This window comes from Streptomyces sp. NPDC054786 (genome assembly GCF_053611685.1).
Window position 1 is genome coordinate 8,433 of sequence record NZ_JBSHAW010000040.1, and the last position, 16,984, is coordinate 25,416.

The 16,984-nt window shown below is 70.8% G+C and carries 15 protein-coding genes; 7 read left to right on the forward strand and 8 right to left on the reverse strand.

From position 1 onward, the window contains the following. Window positions 1-341: 341 nt before the first annotated feature. Window positions 342-1,856: a glycerol kinase GlpK gene (gene glpK / locus ACWGI6_RS29220; protein WP_453270289.1), complete on the reverse strand. Its 1,515-nt coding sequence runs from the start codon at window positions 1,854-1,856 to the stop codon at window positions 342-344. 38 nt (window positions 1,857-1,894) lie between these two features. Beyond that, complete coding sequence (locus ACWGI6_RS29225; RefSeq protein WP_453270290.1) at window positions 1,895-2,662, reverse strand: IclR family transcriptional regulator; 768 nt, start codon at window positions 2,660-2,662, stop codon at window positions 1,895-1,897. Window positions 2,663-2,826: 164 nt separating this feature from the next. On the opposite strand from ACWGI6_RS29225, the gene ACWGI6_RS29230 reads away from it, so the two are divergent. Further along, the gene (locus tag ACWGI6_RS29230; RefSeq protein WP_453270291.1) at window positions 2,827-3,237 is read left to right on the forward strand and encodes an ATP-binding protein; all 411 of its coding nucleotides are present in this window, start codon (window positions 2,827-2,829) and stop codon (window positions 3,235-3,237) included. A gap of 134 nt (window positions 3,238-3,371) precedes the next feature. Here ACWGI6_RS29230 and ACWGI6_RS29235 read toward each other — a convergent pair whose 3' ends face one another. Together ACWGI6_RS29235 and ACWGI6_RS29240 are read right to left on the reverse strand one after the other, a co-directional pair. Beyond that, entirely contained in the window at window positions 3,372-4,010 is a 639-nt protein-coding gene (locus ACWGI6_RS29235) for a carbonic anhydrase (RefSeq protein WP_453270292.1), read from the reverse strand. Window positions 4,011-4,589: 579 nt separating this feature from the next. Continuing rightward, window positions 4,590-5,339, reverse strand: coding sequence for a PIG-L deacetylase family protein (locus ACWGI6_RS29240; RefSeq protein WP_453270293.1), 750 nt, complete (start codon window positions 5,337-5,339; stop codon window positions 4,590-4,592). Window positions 5,340-5,669: 330 nt separating this feature from the next. Here ACWGI6_RS29240 and ACWGI6_RS29245 point away from each other — a divergent pair, with 330 nt between their 5' ends. The 6 genes from ACWGI6_RS29245 to ACWGI6_RS29270 all read left to right on the forward strand — a co-directional run bounded on the left by ACWGI6_RS29245 (window position 5,670) and on the right by ACWGI6_RS29270 (window position 12,823). After that, window positions 5,670-6,422, forward strand: coding sequence for a GntR family transcriptional regulator (locus tag ACWGI6_RS29245; protein ID WP_393906841.1), 753 nt, complete (start codon window positions 5,670-5,672; stop codon window positions 6,420-6,422). A 245-nt stretch (window positions 6,423-6,667) separates the two neighbouring features. Then, window positions 6,668-8,359: an APC family permease gene (locus tag ACWGI6_RS29250; RefSeq protein WP_453270294.1), complete on the forward strand. Its 1,692-nt coding sequence runs from the start codon at window positions 6,668-6,670 to the stop codon at window positions 8,357-8,359. A 232-nt stretch (window positions 8,360-8,591) separates the two neighbouring features. Then, a complete protein-coding gene (locus ACWGI6_RS29255; protein WP_129248180.1) occupies window positions 8,592-8,771 on the forward strand; it encodes an SPOR domain-containing protein in 180 nt (59 codons plus the stop codon). Between the two features lie 51 nt (window positions 8,772-8,822). Beyond that, the gene (locus ACWGI6_RS29260; protein WP_393906843.1) at window positions 8,823-9,245 is read left to right on the forward strand and encodes a (deoxy)nucleoside triphosphate pyrophosphohydrolase; all 423 of its coding nucleotides are present in this window, start codon (window positions 8,823-8,825) and stop codon (window positions 9,243-9,245) included. A gap of 279 nt (window positions 9,246-9,524) precedes the next feature. Next, window positions 9,525-9,986 (forward strand): ATP-binding protein, encoded by a 462-nt coding sequence (locus tag ACWGI6_RS29265; protein ID WP_393906919.1) that lies wholly within the window; start codon window positions 9,525-9,527, stop codon window positions 9,984-9,986. Between the two features lie 278 nt (window positions 9,987-10,264). Continuing rightward, entirely contained in the window at window positions 10,265-12,823 is a 2,559-nt protein-coding gene (locus ACWGI6_RS29270) for a SpoIIE family protein phosphatase (RefSeq protein ID WP_453270295.1), read from the forward strand. Between the two features lie 48 nt (window positions 12,824-12,871). On the opposite strand, the gene ACWGI6_RS29275 is transcribed toward ACWGI6_RS29270, so the two are convergent. The 4 genes from ACWGI6_RS29275 to ACWGI6_RS29290 form a co-directional block, all read right to left on the reverse strand. Next, window positions 12,872-13,669, reverse strand: a complete 798-nt coding sequence (locus tag ACWGI6_RS29275) for a succinate dehydrogenase/fumarate reductase iron-sulfur subunit (protein ID WP_453270296.1) — start codon at window positions 13,667-13,669, stop codon at window positions 12,872-12,874. Then, a complete protein-coding gene (locus ACWGI6_RS29280) occupies window positions 13,666-15,609 on the reverse strand; it encodes a fumarate reductase/succinate dehydrogenase flavoprotein subunit (RefSeq protein WP_453270297.1) in 1,944 nt (647 codons plus the stop codon). Before ACWGI6_RS29280 ends, ACWGI6_RS29275 begins: the two co-directional genes overlap by 4 nt. Window positions 15,610-15,643: 34 nt before the next feature. After that, entirely contained in the window at window positions 15,644-16,471 is an 828-nt protein-coding gene (locus tag ACWGI6_RS29285) for a hypothetical protein (protein WP_453270298.1), read from the reverse strand. Between the two features lie 106 nt (window positions 16,472-16,577). After that, entirely contained in the window at window positions 16,578-16,877 is a 300-nt protein-coding gene (locus tag ACWGI6_RS29290) for a hypothetical protein (protein ID WP_453270299.1), read from the reverse strand. Window positions 16,878-16,984 lie beyond the last annotated feature (107 nt).

The window sequence follows — 16,984 nt, forward strand, 5'->3', positions numbered from 1 at the left end:
TATGGTCCCCGGAGTCTTTTTCATTTTATTTGGCCTGTTAAATGTGGTCCTGCTAGCGGGGGCGGGCCCCCGCGCCCGCCCCACCCCGCTGTTGTGCCGGTTGCTGGATCCGCGGTGGATTTCTGACGTATCGTCACCCCGTCGTCATCCCTGGTCGTCCGTACCGCTGCCGGATCGGGCCGACGGGGCGTCAGCGGAATCGGGTGCGTTCGTCCGGATCCCGTCGCCGGGGGGCGAAGGCTGACGGCGCGGCCGTGTGTCGTCTTCCCGGAACGCCGGTCGCGGCGGCTGCTGACATGGCCGGTCGGTGACCGGTTCGACCGCGCCTTGGGAGGCGGTCGTCAGGGCGGGTTCGGTGGCCTGATCCAGCTGAGCGAGCGCTCGACCGCCCGCTTCCAGTTCTCGTACTCCGACTGCCGCCGCTGGGGGTCCATGTCCGGCAGCCACTGGGCGGCCCGGTGCCAGTTGCGGCGCAGGACCTCCAGGTCGGGCCAGTAGCCGGCGGCGAGCCCGGCGGCGTAGGCGGCGCCCAGGGAGACCGTCTCGATGGCCATGGGGCGCACCACGGGCACGTCGAGCACGTCGGCCAGGAACTGCATGAGCAGGTTGTCGGACGTCATGCCGCCGTCCACCTTGAGCACCTTCAGGGCGAGCGAGGAGTCGGCGTTCATGGCGTCGACCACCTCCCGGGTCTGCCAGCCGGTGGCCTCCAGCACGGCTCGGGCCAGGTGCCCCTTGGTGATGTACGAGGTGAGGCCGACGATGACACCGCGGGCGTCGCTGCGCCAGTGCGGCGCGTACAGGCCGGAGAACGCCGGGACGATGTAGCAGCCGCCGTTGTCCTCGACGGTGCGCGCGAGGGTCTCGATCTCGGGGGCGGTGCTGATCAGCCCCAGCCGGTCGCGGAACCACTGGACCAGCGCGCCGGTGACGGCGATCGGGCCTTCGAGTGCGTAGACCGCGGGCCGGCCCTCGATCTTGTAGGCGACGGTGGTGAGCAGCCCGTGCCGGGACCGTACGAGCTCGGTGCCCGTGTTGAGCAGCAGGAAGCTGCCGGTTCCGTAGGTGCACTTCGCCTCGCCCGGGGCGAAGCAGGTCTGTCCGAACAGCGCCGCCTGCTGGTCACCGAGTGCCGCGGTGATACGGACGCCCGGGAGGACGGAACGGGCGGTTCCGTAGACCTCGGCGGAGGAGTGGATCTCCGGGAGCATCGGGCGGGGGACCCCGAAGAACTCCAGCAGCTCCTCGTCCCAGTCGAGGGTGCTGATGTTCATGAGCATGGTGCGGCTGGCGTTGGTGACGTCGGTGAGGTGCATGCCGCCGGCCGGCCCGCCCGTGAGGTTCCAGATCAGCCAGCTCTCCATCGTGCCGAACAGCACCTCGCCGTCCTCGGCGCGCTGCCGCAGCCCGTCGATGTGGTCGAACAGCCAGCGGATCCGGGGGGCGGAGAAGTACGTGGAAGGGGGCAGGCAACAGCGCCGGAGGAAGAAATCGTCCCCGGGCCGGTCTCTGAGTTCCTGGACCAGCGCAGCCGTACGGGTGTCCTGCCAGACGATCGCCCTGCCCAGCGGGACGCCCGTGCGCCGGTCCCACAGCACGGTCGTTTCGCGCTGGTTGGCGATCCCGACGGCGGCGACTTCAGCGGGGCTGACATCGGCGTGGGAGAGCGCCTGCGGGACCACGCGCTGCAGGGTGTGCCAGATCTCGACGGCGTCGTGCTCCACCCACCCGGGCCGGGGGAAGTGCTGCTGGTGCTCCCGCTGGGCTACCGACACCAGCCGCCCCTGGTGGTCGAACAGGATGCATCGGGTGGAGGTGGTGCCCTGGTCGATGGACAGCACATACCGCTCAACCATGATCAGCCTTCCGTTGCGGTGCACGAGGGCGGCGGGGCTCACCAGCGGGAGGCCCCCAGGTCTCTGGAGATCGCCCGGGCGGCGTGGCGGACCTGGGTGACCAGGTCCGGCTGCGGGACCCCCTTGGAGTCGCAGATCCGCTCGACCGTGCCGGAGACGCCGATGGCGCCCACGACCAGGCCGCCGTGGCCCCGGATCGGCGCGGCGACGCCGGCCTCATCCGTGATCATCTCTTGTACTTCGGCGGCCCACCCGAGCTCCCGGACCTCGGCGAGCGCCCGGGTCAGGCGCTCCGGGGCGACCAGGGTGTGCCGGGTGTACGCCTCCAGCCCGGCCTCCACGGCCGGCTCCAGGGGCACGCTGCCGAAGGCCAGCAGCACCTTGCCGAGCGAGGAGGCGTGCAGGGGCAGCAGCGCGCCCACGTCCAGGGTCTGGAGGGTGTCGTCGGGGCGGAAGACGTGGTGAACGATGAGCACCTTGCCCTCCAGGGGGGCGCCCAGGCGGACCGCCTCCCCGCTGCGGGCGGCCAGGGCGTCGGCCCAGTTGATGGAGCGGGACCGCAGCTCGTTCACGTCGAGGTAGCTGGTGCCCAAGTGCAGTAGCGCGGCCCCGAGTTGGTACTTTCCGGTCGCCGGGTCCTGCTCGACGAAGTCGATGTTCTGCAGGGTGCGCAGAATGCCGTGGGTGGTGCCCTTCGCCAGTCCGAGCGACGCGGCCACCTCGCCGAGTCCGAGACGACGGGGCCCGCTGGCGAGCAGACGCAGAATTGCCGCCGCCCGTTCGATCGACTGGACCGGGCCGGCCATGAGGCAATCGTAGTCCCGCGGTCGGCATCTGCCGAAGGGATGGCTCCTCCGCAGGCAGGCGTTCGGTAATGCCGACCGGTGTTCATTGACCCCCTCCAGCGTCCCCCCATAGCGTCCTTTTCAAGCCCGGCGTCCAGCCGGTAAGGGGCCTCGGAGGAGGCGGCATGACGGCACGGCTTGACGCGGTGGTTCGGGAGGCGGCCGAACATGTCTGCCCGCTTCCGCACATCCCCGAGGCCGTCTCGGTCGTACGCCGGCGGGTGCGTACGGTCCTGGCCGACTGGAACCTGGCCCCGGACCTCGCTGAGGACGCCCTCCTCGTGATCTCGGAGCTGATCACCAACGTGGTCGTCCACGCCCTGCCGCCGGCGGAGCTGCGGCTGTCACGGGTCGGGGCCGCCCTGCGAGTCGAGGTCACCGACGCGGGGCCCGCGGCGGCGGACGAGCGGTCGCCCGTCGAGCCCGCGGACGAGCACGGCCGCGGGATCGGCATTGTCACCGCCCTGTCGGCCCGGTGCGGCACGCTGTTCCACGCGGGCGGTGTCACACGGTGGGCGGAGCTCCTCGCGGCGTGAGCCGGTAGGCCCCACGGCCGGCCCGGGTCGGCGCACGCGCGACGAGGCGCTTGCGGGCGGCGATCCCCGTCCACGGCGAGCGGCCCCGCTCGTGCCCAGCGGCCTGAGCGCGCTCGTCCGGCCCGTCGGAGCGGTCAGTACGGGGCGCCGGTGAGGATTTCCACCTTGCCGGTGTCGAGCGAGTAGTAGGCGCCGACCACGGCAAGGGTGCCCTTGCGCACGAGCGGGGCCAGGTCCCGGTTGGAGCGCAGGTCGGCCGCGGTCAGCGTGACCTGGGCGCGGGCCATGGTGTCGACCGGGTCGGCACCGCCCTTCCGGACCGCCTGGTCGTACGCCGGCCGCAGCGCCCTGGCGATCGCCTCCAGGTTGCCGGGCAGCGCCTCGCCGCCGCGGAGCGACTTGTACGCCGCCTCGATCGCGCCGCAACGCTGATGCCCGAGCACCACGACGAGCGGCGTGCCACTGGTCATGGGCCCGTACTCCACGGAACCCGTGACCACCGGGCCGACCGCCTCCCCGCCCGTGCGCATCACATAGAGGTCGCCCAGCCCGGTGTCGAAGAGGAGTTCCGGCGGCACCCGGGAGTCGATGCACGCGAGGACCGAGCCGAAGGGCTCCTGTTTCTGGGACACGAACTCGCGCCGGTCCGGATCCCGGTCGGGGTGCTGGAGGTCCCCGCTCACCCAGCGCTTGTTGCCTTCGATCAGGCGCGTGAAGGCCGCTGCGGGCGTGCTGGGCCGCGGCTGCGGCTGCGGCGAAGCGCTGGCCGCCACCGTGGCGACGCTCTTCGATGAGCACCCCGCAAGTGCAGCCGTGGCGACGACAAGTCCGCCGGCGAGCAGAGCTCTGCGATCCGGATGTCTCGCTCGGTCCATCGGTCGTTCCCCTCAGTCCGCTGAGATCCGTGCGTACGTCTTGGCCAGGGCGATTGTTCAGCGCGGCGGGGGAGCTCGACGGTAGGCGCAAGCGTGCACGGCCCGGTGTGCCACCGACGGCCCACAGAATCGGACCGGTCGGCGGCGCCCCGCCCGCGCTGCCGCGGTGTGCACCGGGCTCCCGGCGATGACGGGCGATATCGAGGACGAGGTCCTGTCGGCCTTCCGCGCCGGCGGCGGGGTGCCGTACTCGTCGTATCCGCACTTCCAGGAGCTGCAGGGCCGAGGAGACGGCGCGGGTGTACGACGTCCTGATGGGCGACATCGCGGCGCGCGGAAGGGTGAGGGGCGCCCGGGGCAGCCAGGCCGACTCCACGAACGCCCGCGGCCCGGCCGACTCCACGACCGCCCGCACCGGCACGCGGCCCGGCGGCGTCACCAACGCCGGGACGGCACCCAGGATGCGAAAGACACCGCCTAGCGGGGAAAGAGCTGGAAGAGCGTGGCGGGGTGGCCGCGGTAGCGTTCGCCGCCGGCGCGCAGCATCTGCTCGATGAAGGTACGGGCGTAGGTGTGCGGGTCCTGTTCGGCGCCGCGCAGGCCCCTGATGTACGCGCCGTGTGCCGCCAGTGAGGCGACCGCGCGGTCGATGCCGGGGCCGACCTCGGCGGCGTGCGTGGGGTGCGGCGAGCCCGCCACGGCCACCCAGCGGACGCCGTTCCAGGGCGCCAGGCCCTTCGCGCCGGCGAGCTCGGGGAACACCCATCGGTTGCCGGCGTCGCCCGCCGCGTCCAGGACGGCGCGGCCGACGACCCGGTGGTCCGGGGTGTTCCAGTGGCCGCCGCCCCATGTGTCGTGGTGGTTGAGGGTGAGCAGCAGCTCGGGGCGATGGCGCCGGACAGCCGCGGACAGATCGCGGCGCAGCCCCAGGCCGGGCTCGATGATGCCGTCGTGATGGTGGTCGAGGAACTCGACGGTGTGGACGCCGACCAGCGCGGCGCCGGCCCGCTGCTCGGCCTCCCGGACCGTGGCGGCCTCCGCCGGTGCGAGCCCGTCGATACCGGCCTCGCCGTGGGTGACCAGGAGATAGCTGACCTCGCGCCCCCCGTCGGTCCACTCGGCGATGGCGGCCGCTGCGCCGTATTCGAGGTCGTCGGGGTGCGCCACGACGGCGAGCGCCCGCTGCCACTCCCTGGGCATCGGGGAGAGCTGGGGTTCGGCGGGCATGGGATCCCTTCCTTCCCGTCCTGGTACCGCGTGCCGCGTTCGGTGTGCCGGGTTCCTCCTGCTGCCTTCCGTCCGGCGTCCGCCGTTCCGGGCGTCGCTTCGAGGGTGCTCCCTTTTCGATCGTGACATGTATGGATGGCGGCTACCGGGTGGAAAGAAAGGGTGGGGTGGCGCGGGGTGGGGGTGCAAGGGCCTCTGGTGCCCGGTCTCGGCCGTTTACACGGGCTGAGCTGGGTTTCATCACATCCGGTGAATATCTGGCCCAAGCTTGCGGTTGGCAACGCGCGGTTGCCACGCTGTTGCTGACTGTCAAGCTGTTGGGAGGGGCATGTGCCTTTCGGTGAGCAGCCCGCGTACCTTCGCGTCGCCGGCGACCTGCGCCAGAAGATCGTCGACGGGGTGCTGCCGCCGCACACCCGCCTTCCTTCTCAGGCGCGCATCAGGGAGGAGTACGGCGTCTCGGACACCGTCGCCCTGGAGGCGCGCAAGGTCCTGATGGCCGAGGGGCTGGTCGAGGGCCGCTCGGGGTCGGGCACCTACGTACGCGAGCAGCCCGTCCCGCGCCGTATCGCCCGCGTCGGGTTCCACTCGGCAGGCGGCTGTACGCCGTTCCGGCAGGAGCAGACGGACGAGCGGGTGCGGGGCACCTGGGAGTCCAACAGCGAGCAGGAACCGGCCGGTTCGGCGATCGCGGCCCGGCTGCGCGTCCCGCAGGGCGCCAGGGTGATGCGGACGCGCTATGTCTTCCGGGCGGAGGGGGAGCCGTCGATGCTCTCGACCTCCTGGGAGCCTCTGGAGGTGACCGGGCGGACGCCCGTGATGCTGCCGGAGGAGGGGCCGCTGGCGGGGCGCGGGGTGGTCGAGCGGATGGCGGCCATCGATGTGGTGGTGGACAACGTCGTCGAGGAGGTCGGGGCGCGGCCGGCGCTGGCGGAGGAGGCCATGACGTTGGGCGGGGTGCCCGGCCATGCGGTGCTGGTCGTCTCGCGGACGTACTACGCGGGCGGCAGGCCGGTCGAGACGGCCGATGTCGTCACCCTCGCTGACCGGTACCGGATCGCCTACCACCTGCCGGTGAAGTAGCCGGCAGGCGTTCGCCCCTCCCTGCGCGCGTGCGCCGGACGCCCTGTGGGAGGCCGTGGTTCTCGGATTGATGTCCCATTTGCCTCGCTCTGTTGGCAAATGGTGGCTAGGTCTTGATGTTGGAAAGATCACACAGTCTCAACTGGGCGGCTGTTTTGGGCAGCTGTGGGAAGCCGATCTCCCGAATCGCTCTTACGATGGCGAAGTTTGTGCACGGCACGGGGGAAGACCAGGAGACCAAGCACGTGAGCACGACGAAGACCCCGAGCGCGGAGCAGGGCTCGCACTCGAATTACCGTCGGTCCCTCGGGACCATCGCCCTGACCGCCACGGGTCTCGGGTCCATCATCGGCTCCGGCTGGCTCTTCGGAGCCGAACGTGCCGCTGCCATCGCCGGCCCGGCCGCGATCCTCGCCTGGATCATCGGTGCGCTCGTCGCTCTCACGATCGCGCTCACCTACACCGAACTCGGCTCGATGTTCCCGAAGGCCGGCGGCATGGTCCGCTACGGCCAGTACTCCCACGGCTCGCTCGCCGGATACCTCGCGGCCTGGGCGAACTGGATCGCGATCGTCTCCGTCATCCCGGGTGAGGCCACCGCCTCCGTCCAGTACATGAGTTCCTGGGACTTCGGCTGGGCGCATGCGCTCTACGACGGCAAGGAGCTGACCGGCACCGGCGTCGGGCTCGCCAGCATCCTGCTGCTCGTCTACTTCTTCCTCAACTGGTTCGCGATCTCGCTGTTCGCGAAGACCAACACCGCGATCACGGTCTTCAAGGTCGTCGTCCCGGTGCTGACCGCGACGGCGCTGATGGCGGCGCACTTCGACACCAGCAACATCGTCCACCACGGCGGCTTCACCCCCAACGGCTGGAGCTCGGTCTTCACCGCCGTCGCCGTCTCCGGCATCGTCTGGGCCTACAACGGCTTCCAGTCCCCGCTGAACATGGCCGGTGAGGCGCGTAACCCCGGCAAGTCGCTGCCGAAGGCCGTCATCTGGTCGATCGTGATCGCGCTGGTCATCTATGTCGCCCTGCAGGTCGCCTTCCTGATGGCGGTGCCCGCCGACAAGCTGGCCGCCGGCGGCGGCTGGGCCGGTCTCGGCTTCAACTCGCCGCTCGCCGACCTCGCGGTGGCCTGGGGCCTGAACTGGCTGGCGCTGCTGCTGTACGCGGACGCCTTTGTCTCGCCGTCCGGTACGGGCATGATCTACGCGGCCACCACCTCGCGCATGATCCACGGCGTGCAGGAGAACGGCCATCTGCCCGGCATCTTCGGCAAGGTGGACAAGAAGACCGGTGTGCCGCGCCCGGCGCTGCTGCTCAACCTCGCGATCGCCTTCCTGTTCCTCGCGGTCTTCCGCGGCTGGGGCTCGCTCGCCGAGATCGTGTCGGTCGCCACGGTCATCTCGTACATCACCGGCCCCGTCGCGGTGATGTCGCTGCGCCGGCTGTCGCCGGACCTCACCCGCCCCGTCAAGTTGCGGGCGATGCCGGTCATCGCGCCCATCGCCATGATCTTCGGTTCGCTGGTGCTGTACTGGGGCCGCTGGCCGCTGACCGGCAAGGTCATCCTGATCATGGCCGTCGGACTGCCGGTCTGGGCCTGGTACGAGATCGGCAAGCCGCTGACCCAGGGCCGCAAGCCGTGGGCCGAGCTGGGGCCGCACCTCAAGGCCGGTGCCTGGATGGTGGCGTATCTGCTGGTCATGGCCGCCGTTTCGTACCTGGGCGGCAAGGACTTCGGCGGCAAGGGCTATCTGCCGGAGGGCTGGGACATCGCCCTGGTCGCCGCGATCGGTCTCGCCTTCTACTACTGGGGCGTTCGGAGCTCTTGGCGTAACCCGTCGCTGGTCCGGGCCGAGGCCGAGATCCAGGCCGCGGAGAAGGACGACGCCGCGGAGGCCGAAGCGGCCAAGGAGTCCGTCGGCGCCTGAGCCGCGACCGCACCACCTCGTACAGCGCCCGAGCTCCTCGGGCTCACCGGCCACTCGCAGGCCGCTTCCGGTACGCCGGGGCCCGCGGGTGGCCGGTTCGGTGCCTCTTTGTGTAAATCCATATCCGCTGAGTAAAGGTCGGGCGTAGGGTCGGGCATATGCGGATTGCGATTTCGGCATCAGCAGACCAGGGGCGTGCGACGGCGCGCTACACGGCGGATGGAGGGGCGCAATGACCGAAGGTGGAGCCGTGCTCCCCTGGCTCGTCATCCGCCAGGACGAAGGCGGCAACCGGTATCGCGTGGGCCGCTATGCCACCCGAGCGGAGGCGGAGCGGGTGGCCGACCGGCTCGGAACGCGCGGCCACCAGCAGCTTTATGTGGTCGAGAAGGCCGACCGGGCGACGACCTGAGGGGCGGCGAGCGAGAAGCGGGACGAGGGCGGGGGACGTAGGCTGCCGCGCATGACGACCGTGCGCGTAGTGGTGGGCGGAGCGGTGTGCGAGCGCGGGCGGCTGCTGGCCGCACGGCGCAGTGCACCGCCCGCACTGGCCGGCCGCTGGGAGCTGCCCGGCGGCAAGGTGGAGGACGACGAGTCACCCGAGCAGGCGCTGGAGCGAGAGCTGCGCGAGGAGCTGGGTGTCGAGGCGGCGGCCCTGGAGCGGATTCCGGGGGAGTGGGTGCTGCGGCCCGGCTATGTCCTGCAGGTGTGGACGGCCCGGCTGGTGTCCGGGGCGCCGCGGCCCCTGCAGGACCATGACGAGTTGCGCTGGCTGCTGCCCGGCGAGGAGTCCCAGGTCGACTGGCTCGACCAGGACCGCCCGGCGGTGGCCGAGGCGATGCGCCGGCTGGCGGCGACGGCCGGGGCGCCGGGCGTACGGCCGTAGCCGCCGCCCCGGGCCGTAGGCGGCCCGCACGCGCCCGTGCGCGGCCCGCGCCGGCTCGCGCGCCCGTGAGACCGCGCGCTGCCGTGCCTCTTGCCCGTACGGCCTCCTTCGGCGCACCTGCGCGCTCGCCCGTCTTTGCTGCTCCGCCAGAGCGCGCCGCTATGTTTCATTTGTGCCACAGTGCACCGTTGCAGGCGGTACTGAGGCATGGATATCGGGTATGTCCTGATTGACCCCCTCGACGCAGACAAGACGACGGGGATGCCATCGGGCTGGGATGTGATCGGCGTGGGCGAGAGCGCAGCGGCAGGGGTCCCGGAGCCGGACCCCGGGACCGTCCGCAGGCGCGCCAAGGCCTCCGGTCCGCCCACTGCCGAATGGAGCTTTCCGGCCGATCCCGGGGCGGTGCGCACGGCCCGCAGGGCGGTCCGGCGGGTGCTGGCCGACTGGGGGCTGAACGGCGCCGCCGATATGGCCGTACTACTCGTGAGCGAGCTCGTCACCAACTCCCTGCGTCACGCCAGCGGGCCGATCGGTGTCCGTATGGTGCTCCTGAACACCGACGGGCTGCTCGTCGAGGTCTCCGATCCGCTGCCCGACCCGCCGCAGGAGCGCGACGCCGCTCCCGATGACGAGGGAGGCCGTGGGTTGCAGCTGGTCGCCTGCAGTTCGCGGCGCTGGGGGACCCGTCGCGGAAAGAGTGGCAAGACAGTGTGGTTCGAGCTGTCGGTGGCTGGTTAGGAGACAGGTGGGTCCTGATCGTTGCCAATTCATCGACATCCTGTAGATGGGCTGCGATCGAGACTGTGCTGTGATCGTGAAGACCGTGTTCCGGATCGCCGAGGTGCTGGATACTCAGGCGAGTCCGGTCCGGGCACGATGAGCTGGAGGGGACGGGGCTCGTGAGCGAGATGTCATCTGGCGGGGCAGAACCCGCACAGGCCGAGGGGCAGGGCGGTGCAGACGGCTCCGGCGACCCAGGTGGGCGTCCGCACGCGCGCGAACCGCACGGTCCGCCCGTGTGGCAGAGCAGCCGGCCCGGATCGATCTATGACTACATTCGCGTGGCCTCCTTCTCGCTCGGCCCCGACGGACGGATCGACCAGTGGAGCGAGCGGGCGGAGCACATGCTCGGCATTCCCGCGCGCTACGCCCTCGGCAAGGACCCCGTCGAGGCGTTCGTCCCCCGCGAGTTGCGGGCGACCGGGCGCCGCAAGGTGTCCGAGATCCTCGACGGCCGGGAGTGGACCGGCCTGGTGCCCTACCGCAAGGAAGAGGGCGCGGACGCCGACGGGCTCGCCGAGATCTATGTGATGCCGTCGCGCGACGAGAACGGTGAGCGGGCCGCGGTCTGTCTCGTCGTCGATGTCCGGGCGCTGCGCGGCATCGAGACCGACCTCGCCGCCTCGCAGGCCGTTTTCGGTCAATCTCCCATGGGCTTCACCCTGTTCGGCACGGACCTCAAGCTGCTGCGGGTCAACGAACGGTTCGCCACGGTCTTCGGCGGCCCGGCGAGCAAGTACCGCGGCTGCGGACCGCACGACTTCCTGCCGCGCTCCGAGGCCGAGCGGATGGCCGCCGCGCTGCGCCGCGTCCTGGACACCGGCGAGCCGGTCGCCGAAATGCAGTTGGTCGGGTTGGCGCCCGGCGAGGACGACCGCCGCCGCTGGTCGGTGTCGCTCTACCGGCTGCACGGCGCCAGCGGCCGCCCGATAGGCGTCGCGGCACTGGCCGCCGATGTGACCGGCCGTCGCCGGGCGGAGCGTGAGGCCGCCAACGCCCGGCGCAACCTCGCCCTGCTCAATGAAGCCGGCGCCCGGATAGGTAACTCCCTCGATCTGGAGACGACCGCCCGCACCCTCCTGGACGTCGCCGTCCCGCAGTTCTGCGATCTGGCCTCGGTGGACCTCTATCAGGGCCTGCTGTCGGGTGACGAGGCCCCGCCCGGCATGAGCGACGGCAGCGCGGAGCTGCGCCGGGTCGCCTTCGCCAGCGCCGTGTCGGACGCCCCGCTCGCCACCGCCCCCGGTGTCCCCGGGGACGCGCCCGGCCCGGTCGCGGTCGGCGCCGTCCACCGCTACCCCTTCAACTCCCCCTGCGCGGGCGCCCTGCGGACCGCCCATGCACAGATCATCCCGGGCCGGGAGAGCGACGACGGGCCGGAGCTGGGCGCGGTGGTGCACTCCACCCTCGCCGTCCCGATGGTCGCCAGGGACACCGTCGTCGGACTGGTGCAGTTCTCCCGTACGAAGGGCAGCGAGCCGTTCGGGGAGCGCGACACCGCGCTCGCCGTCGAGCTGGCCGCGCGCGCCGCGGTCTGTATCGACAACGCCCGCCTCTACCGCCGTGAGCACGAGCGCGCACTGATATTGCAGCGCAGCCTGCTGCCGCCCGGCGACCCCGAGGCGGCCGGTCTGGACATCGCCTGCCGCTATCTGCCCGGCACCACCGCCACCGAGGTCGGCGGCGACTGGTTCGACGTCATCGAACTCCCGGGCCACCGTACGGCGCTGGTGGTCGGCGACGTCATGGGACGCGGGCTGCGCGCCGCCGTGGCCATGGGTGAACTGCGCACCGCCGTACGGACCTTGGCGCTGCTGGACCTGGAGCCGGCCGAGGTGCTCTCGGCGCTGGACGAGATCGCCCGCGGGCTCGGCGGTGACGGCGACGGCAGGTCGTCCACCGCGCGCTCGGCCCGCAGCCGGTCCGAGGGCGCGGGGGAGCCGCGCCGCTCCGCCCGTACCGCCGATCTCTCCGAGGTCTACCTCGCCACCTGCGTCTACGCCGTCTACGACCCGATCACCCGGCGCTGCACGATCGCCAACGCCGGACATCTGCCGCCGGTACTGGTCGAGGACGGCGAGGACGCGCTGCTGCTCGACGTACCGCCGGGGATGCCGCTCGGCGTCGGCGGCGAGCCGTTCGAGGAGATCGAGGTCGAGCTGCCGGACGGTGCGCTGCTGGCGCTGTACACCGACGGCCTGGTGGAGTCCCGCCACCATCCGCTGGAGGAGGGGCTGCAGGCGTTCCGGACGGCCCTCTCACACGCCGACCGCCCGCTGGAGGACGCCTGCGACCAGGTCCTGAGCGCCATGGACACCTCGCACGGCGAGGACGACATCGCGCTGCTGATGGCGCGGGTGCACGGGCTGCCCAAGGACGCGGTGGGCGACTGGAGTCTGGCGCCGGAGGCCCGTTCGGTGGCCCGCGCCCGCGAACTCGCCCGTGACCAGCTGACGGACTGGGATCTGCAGGGGCTGGTCGACACCACGGAGCTGCTGGTCAGCGAGCTGGTGACCAATGCGCTCCGGCACGGCCACGGCGAGATCCGGCTTCGGCTGCTGCTGGACCGCACCCTGGTCTGCGAGGTCTGGGACGCCGATCTCGCCCAGCCGCGCCGCCGCCGCGCCCGGGACACCGACGAGGGCGGCCGCGGACTGCAGCTGGTCGGCCTGCTCAGCCATGGCTGGGGCAGCCGCCGTACCCCGCGCGGCAAGACCGTGTGGTTCGAACTCGCCCTGCCGGACGGGGAGTCGGTGGCGATGGACCCGGCGGAAGCGCTGCTGAGTCTGTTCTGAGGACGCGGGCGGGGCCCGGGGACGCGCCCCGGGCCCAGCCCCGCCCGGCTATTCGCTACGGCGCCGGATCTTGTTCCCGAGCCACACCAGCGGGTCGTACTTGCGGTCCGCGGCGCGCTCCTTCAGCGGGATCAGCGCATTGTCGGTGATCTTGATGTGCTCGGGACAGACCTCGGTGCAGCACTTGGTGATGTTGCAGAAGCCCAGGCCGTGCTCGTCCTGCGCGGTGCGCTTGCGGTCGATGCCGGACTCCGGGGCCGCGTCCAGCGGATGCATATCGAGCTCGGCGATCCGCATCAGGAAGCGCGGACCGGCGAAGGCTTCCTTGTTCTCCTCGTGGTCCCGGACCACATGGCAGGTGTCCTGGCACAGGAAGCACTCGATGCACTTACGGAACTCCTGTGACCGGCTCACATCCTCCTGCTGCATGCGGTACTCGCCGGGGGCCAGCTCCGGCGGCGGCACGAAGGACGGGACCTCGCGGGCCTTGGCGTAGTTGAAGGACACATCGGTGACCAGGTCGCGGATGACCGGGAAGGCCCGCATGGGCGTGATGGTGATCGTCTCCGTACGGTCGAAGACCGACATCCGGGTCATGCACATCAGCCGCGGCCGCCCGTTGATCTCCGCGCTGCACGAACCGCACTTGCCGGCCTTGCAGTTCCAGCGCACGGCGAGATCGGGTACCTGGGTCGCCTGGAGGCGGTGGATGATGTCCAGCACCACCTCGCCGTCGTGCACCTCGACCTTGAAGTCCTCCAGGTCCCCGGCGTCCGTGTCGCCCCGCCACACCCTGAAGTGCGCCTGGTAGACGCCGGACTGCTGCTCTTCCTGCGATACGCTCACCGGCTCAGCTCCTCGTCGGTCAGATACTTCGCCAGCTCGTCCTTCTCGAAGAGTTCCAGAAGGTCGCGGCGGATCGGCGGGGTCTCGCGGCGGGAGAGCCGGATCTGGCCCAGCGCCGCGTCGGCGGCCCGCGCATCGCCCTGCGGGTCGGCGACTTCACAGACCAGATTGATGTTGCGCCAGGTGCGGTCCATCGCCGGATGGTCGTCGCGGGTGTGCCCGCCCCGGCTCTCCTCGCGTTCCAGCGCCGCCCGCGCCACACACTCGCTGACCAGCAGCATGTTCCGCAGATCGATGGCCAGATGCCAGCCGGGGTTGTACTGCCGGTGTCCCTCGACGCCGGCCCGCCGGGCCCGTACCCGCAGATCGGCCAGCCGTTTCAGGGCCTCGAACATCTCGCTTTCCTTGCGGATGATGCCGACCAGGTCGTTCATCGCCTGCTGGAGCTCTTGGTGCAGGGTGTACGGATTCTCCGCCGGGCCCGGCTCGCGACCGGTGTCCGCCTCGACGAGCTCGGCGCTGAAGGGGCGCAGCGCCTCGGCCTCCGCCGCGTCGATCTGCAGCGGGTCGACGGCCGGCCGTTCGGTCTGCGACGCCGCGTACGCGGCCGCGTGCAGCCCCGCCCGGCGGCCGAAGACCAGCAGGTCGGACAGCGAGTTGCCGCCGAGCCGGTTGGAACCGTGCATCCCGCCGGCCACCTCACCGGCCGCGAACAGGCCCGGTACGCCGGTCGCCGCCGCGGTGTCCGGCTCCGCGTCCACCCCGCCCATCACGTAGTGACAGGTCGGGCCGACCTCCATCGGCTCGGCGGTGATGTCCACATCCGCCAGTTCCTTGAACTGGTGGTGCATGGACGGCAGCCGGCGTTTGATCACCTCGGCCGGCATCCGGGTGGAGACATCCAGGAAGACGCCGCCGTGCGGGGAGCCGCGGCCCGCCTTGACCTCGGCGTTGATGGCGCGCGCGACCTCGTCGCGGGGCAGCAGTTCGGGCGGGCGGCGGTTGTTGTCCGGATCCTCGTACCAGCGGTCGCCCTCGTCCTCGGTCTGGGCGTATTTCTCCTTGAAGACGTCCGGGATGTAGTCGAACATGAAGCGCTTGCCCTCGCTGTTGCGCAGCACCCCGCCGTCGCCGCGGACGGACTCGGTCACGAGGATGCCCTTCACCGACGGCGGCCAGACCATGCCGGTGGGGTGGAACTGCACGAACTCCATGTTGATCAGCGGCGCTCCGGCCAGCAGCGCCAGCGCATGCCCGTCGCCGGTGTACTCCCAGGAGTTCGAGGTCACCTTGAAGGACTTGCCGATACCGCCGGTGGCCAGCACCACCGCCGGGGCCTCCAGCACGAAGAAGCGGCCCGACTCCCGCTCGTAGCAGAACGCACCGGAGACCTTGCCGTCCGTCTTGAGCACCCGGGTGACCGTGCACTCCTGGAAAATCTTCAACCGGGCGTCGTACGCGCCGAACTCCCGCTCGTCCTCCTGCTGCAGCGAGACGATCTTCTGCTGGAGGGTGCGGATCAGTTCCAGGCCCGTACGGTCGCCGACGTGTGCCAGGCGCGGATACTCATGGCCGCCGAAATTGCGCTGGGAGATCCGGCCGTCCGCGGTGCGGTCGAAGAGCGCGCCCCAGGTCTCCAGCTCCCACACCCGGTCCGGGGCCTCGCGGGCGTGCAGCTCGGCCATCCGCCACTGGTTGAGGAACTTCCCGCCGCGCATGGTGTCCCGGAAGTGGACCTGCCAGTTGTCGTGCTCGTTGGCGTTGCCCATGCTGGCGGCGATGCCGCCCTCGGCCATCACCGTATGCGCCTTGCCGAACAGGGACTTGCAGATCACGGCCGTCCGCATGCCGGCCTCGCGGGCCTCGATGGCGGCACGCAGCCCGGCGCCGCCGGCGCCCACCACGACCACGTCCCATGCCTGCCGGTCCACATGCGCCATCAGAGGGCACACCTTTCCTTAGGAGATGCTGTTATCAGAAGAAACGCGGGTCCACGATGGCCCCGCTGGCCAGCAGGAAGACATAGAAGTCGGCGACGGCCACGCTGATCAGCGAGGACCACGCGAGCAGCATGTGCCGCTCGTTGAGCTTGCCGACCCAGCCCCACAGCCGGTAGCGCACCGGGTGCTTGGAGAAGTGCCGCAGCCGGCCGCCGACGATGTGCCGGCAGGAGTGGCAGGAGAGGGTGTACGCCCAGATCAGCACGATGTTGGCGAGGAACACCAGGGTGCCCAGGCCCATATGGCCCCAGGCGTAGTGCTCGTCGCGGAAGGTGAGCGCCGTGTCGTAGGTCAGCACGCCCGCGACCAGCACCGCGAAGTAGAAGAAGTAGCGGTGGATGTTCTGCAGGATCAGCGGGAAGCGGGTCTCACCGGTGTACTTCTTGTGCGGCTCGGCGACCGCGCAGGCCGGCGGCGAGGCCCAGAAGCCGCGGTAGTAGGCCTTGCGGTAGTAGTAGCAGGTCAGCCGGAAGCCCAGCGGGAAGATCAGGATGAGCAGCGCGGGGGACAGGCCCCACCAGCTGCCGAAGATGTCCCAGTTGGGGCCGCCACGCATGGTGTGACAGTTCTCGGCGAGGCAGGGCGAGTAGAACGGCGAGACATAGGGCGCGTGGTAGTAGTCGGCGTTCGCGAACGCCCGCCAGGTCGAGTAGACGATGAACGCGAACAGCCCGGCGGCGGTGCCCGCGGGCGCCAGCCACCAGCGGTCGGTGCGCAGATGACGGGCGGGGATGGCGGCGCGCGAGGTGGAGTGCACACCGGTCGCGGGGGCTGGTGGGGAGGGTTCGGTGCCAGTGGCCAACGTCGGTCTCCGTGAAGGGCGCTCCGTCGGGGCGGGGGCGGCGAAGGCACCGCCGGGGCGGGGCGGGACGGGTTGAGGGGCGGACGGCGGGTCTCTTGCTATGTCGTCAGGGCGCGTGGCCGTTCCTGGAGCCGAGACCTTCGTCCTCGGCGTCGGTCCACAGCGCGGAGTTGTAGGGCGCGTCGGAGATCGTCACCATCTCCTCGATGACGGCTCCCGCACGGCGGGGCGGACCGGTCGCCACACTCTGCTTGAGCAGGGTGAGGCTTTCGCGCAGATGCTCCGCGTCGCTGCGGACCCGGCGGATATCCAGACCGGCGTCGAGCTGCGCCTCCAGCCTTCCCACCGACCGGACCAGGCCGTCCAGGCTGCGTTCAACCGCCGTCAATTCGTCCTGAAGGGACATAACGTGCCCTCACTTTTGAAGGTGTGCTGGGCGATCTCATGCGCCCGAGAGTGTCGCGCGTCACAGTAGGCGTTGGGAAGGGGTCGGGCGTGATTACGACTCGAACC

Excerpts from the sequence above, each read along its gene's own strand:
- ACWGI6_RS29280 (WP_453270297.1), bottom strand. The coding sequence starts at position 15,609 with ATGGCGCATGTGGACCGGCAGGCATGGGACGTGGTCGTGGTGGGCGCC.
- glpK (WP_453270289.1), bottom strand. The coding sequence starts at position 1,856 with ATGGTTGAGCGGTATGTGCTGTCCATCGACCAGGGCACCACCTCCACC.
- ACWGI6_RS29255 (WP_129248180.1), top strand. The coding sequence starts at position 8,592 with ATGACCGAAGGTGGAGCCGTGCTCCCCTGGCTCGTCATCCGCCAGGAC.
- ACWGI6_RS29225 (WP_453270290.1), bottom strand. The coding sequence starts at position 2,662 with ATGGCCGGCCCGGTCCAGTCGATCGAACGGGCGGCGGCAATTCTGCGT.
- ACWGI6_RS29260 (WP_393906843.1), top strand. The coding sequence starts at position 8,823 with ATGACGACCGTGCGCGTAGTGGTGGGCGGAGCGGTGTGCGAGCGCGGG.
- ACWGI6_RS29230 (WP_453270291.1), top strand. The coding sequence starts at position 2,827 with ATGACGGCACGGCTTGACGCGGTGGTTCGGGAGGCGGCCGAACATGTC.
- ACWGI6_RS29290 (WP_453270299.1), bottom strand. The coding sequence starts at position 16,877 with ATGTCCCTTCAGGACGAATTGACGGCGGTTGAACGCAGCCTGGACGGC.
- ACWGI6_RS29240 (WP_453270293.1), bottom strand. The coding sequence starts at position 5,339 with ATGCCCGCCGAACCCCAGCTCTCCCCGATGCCCAGGGAGTGGCAGCGG.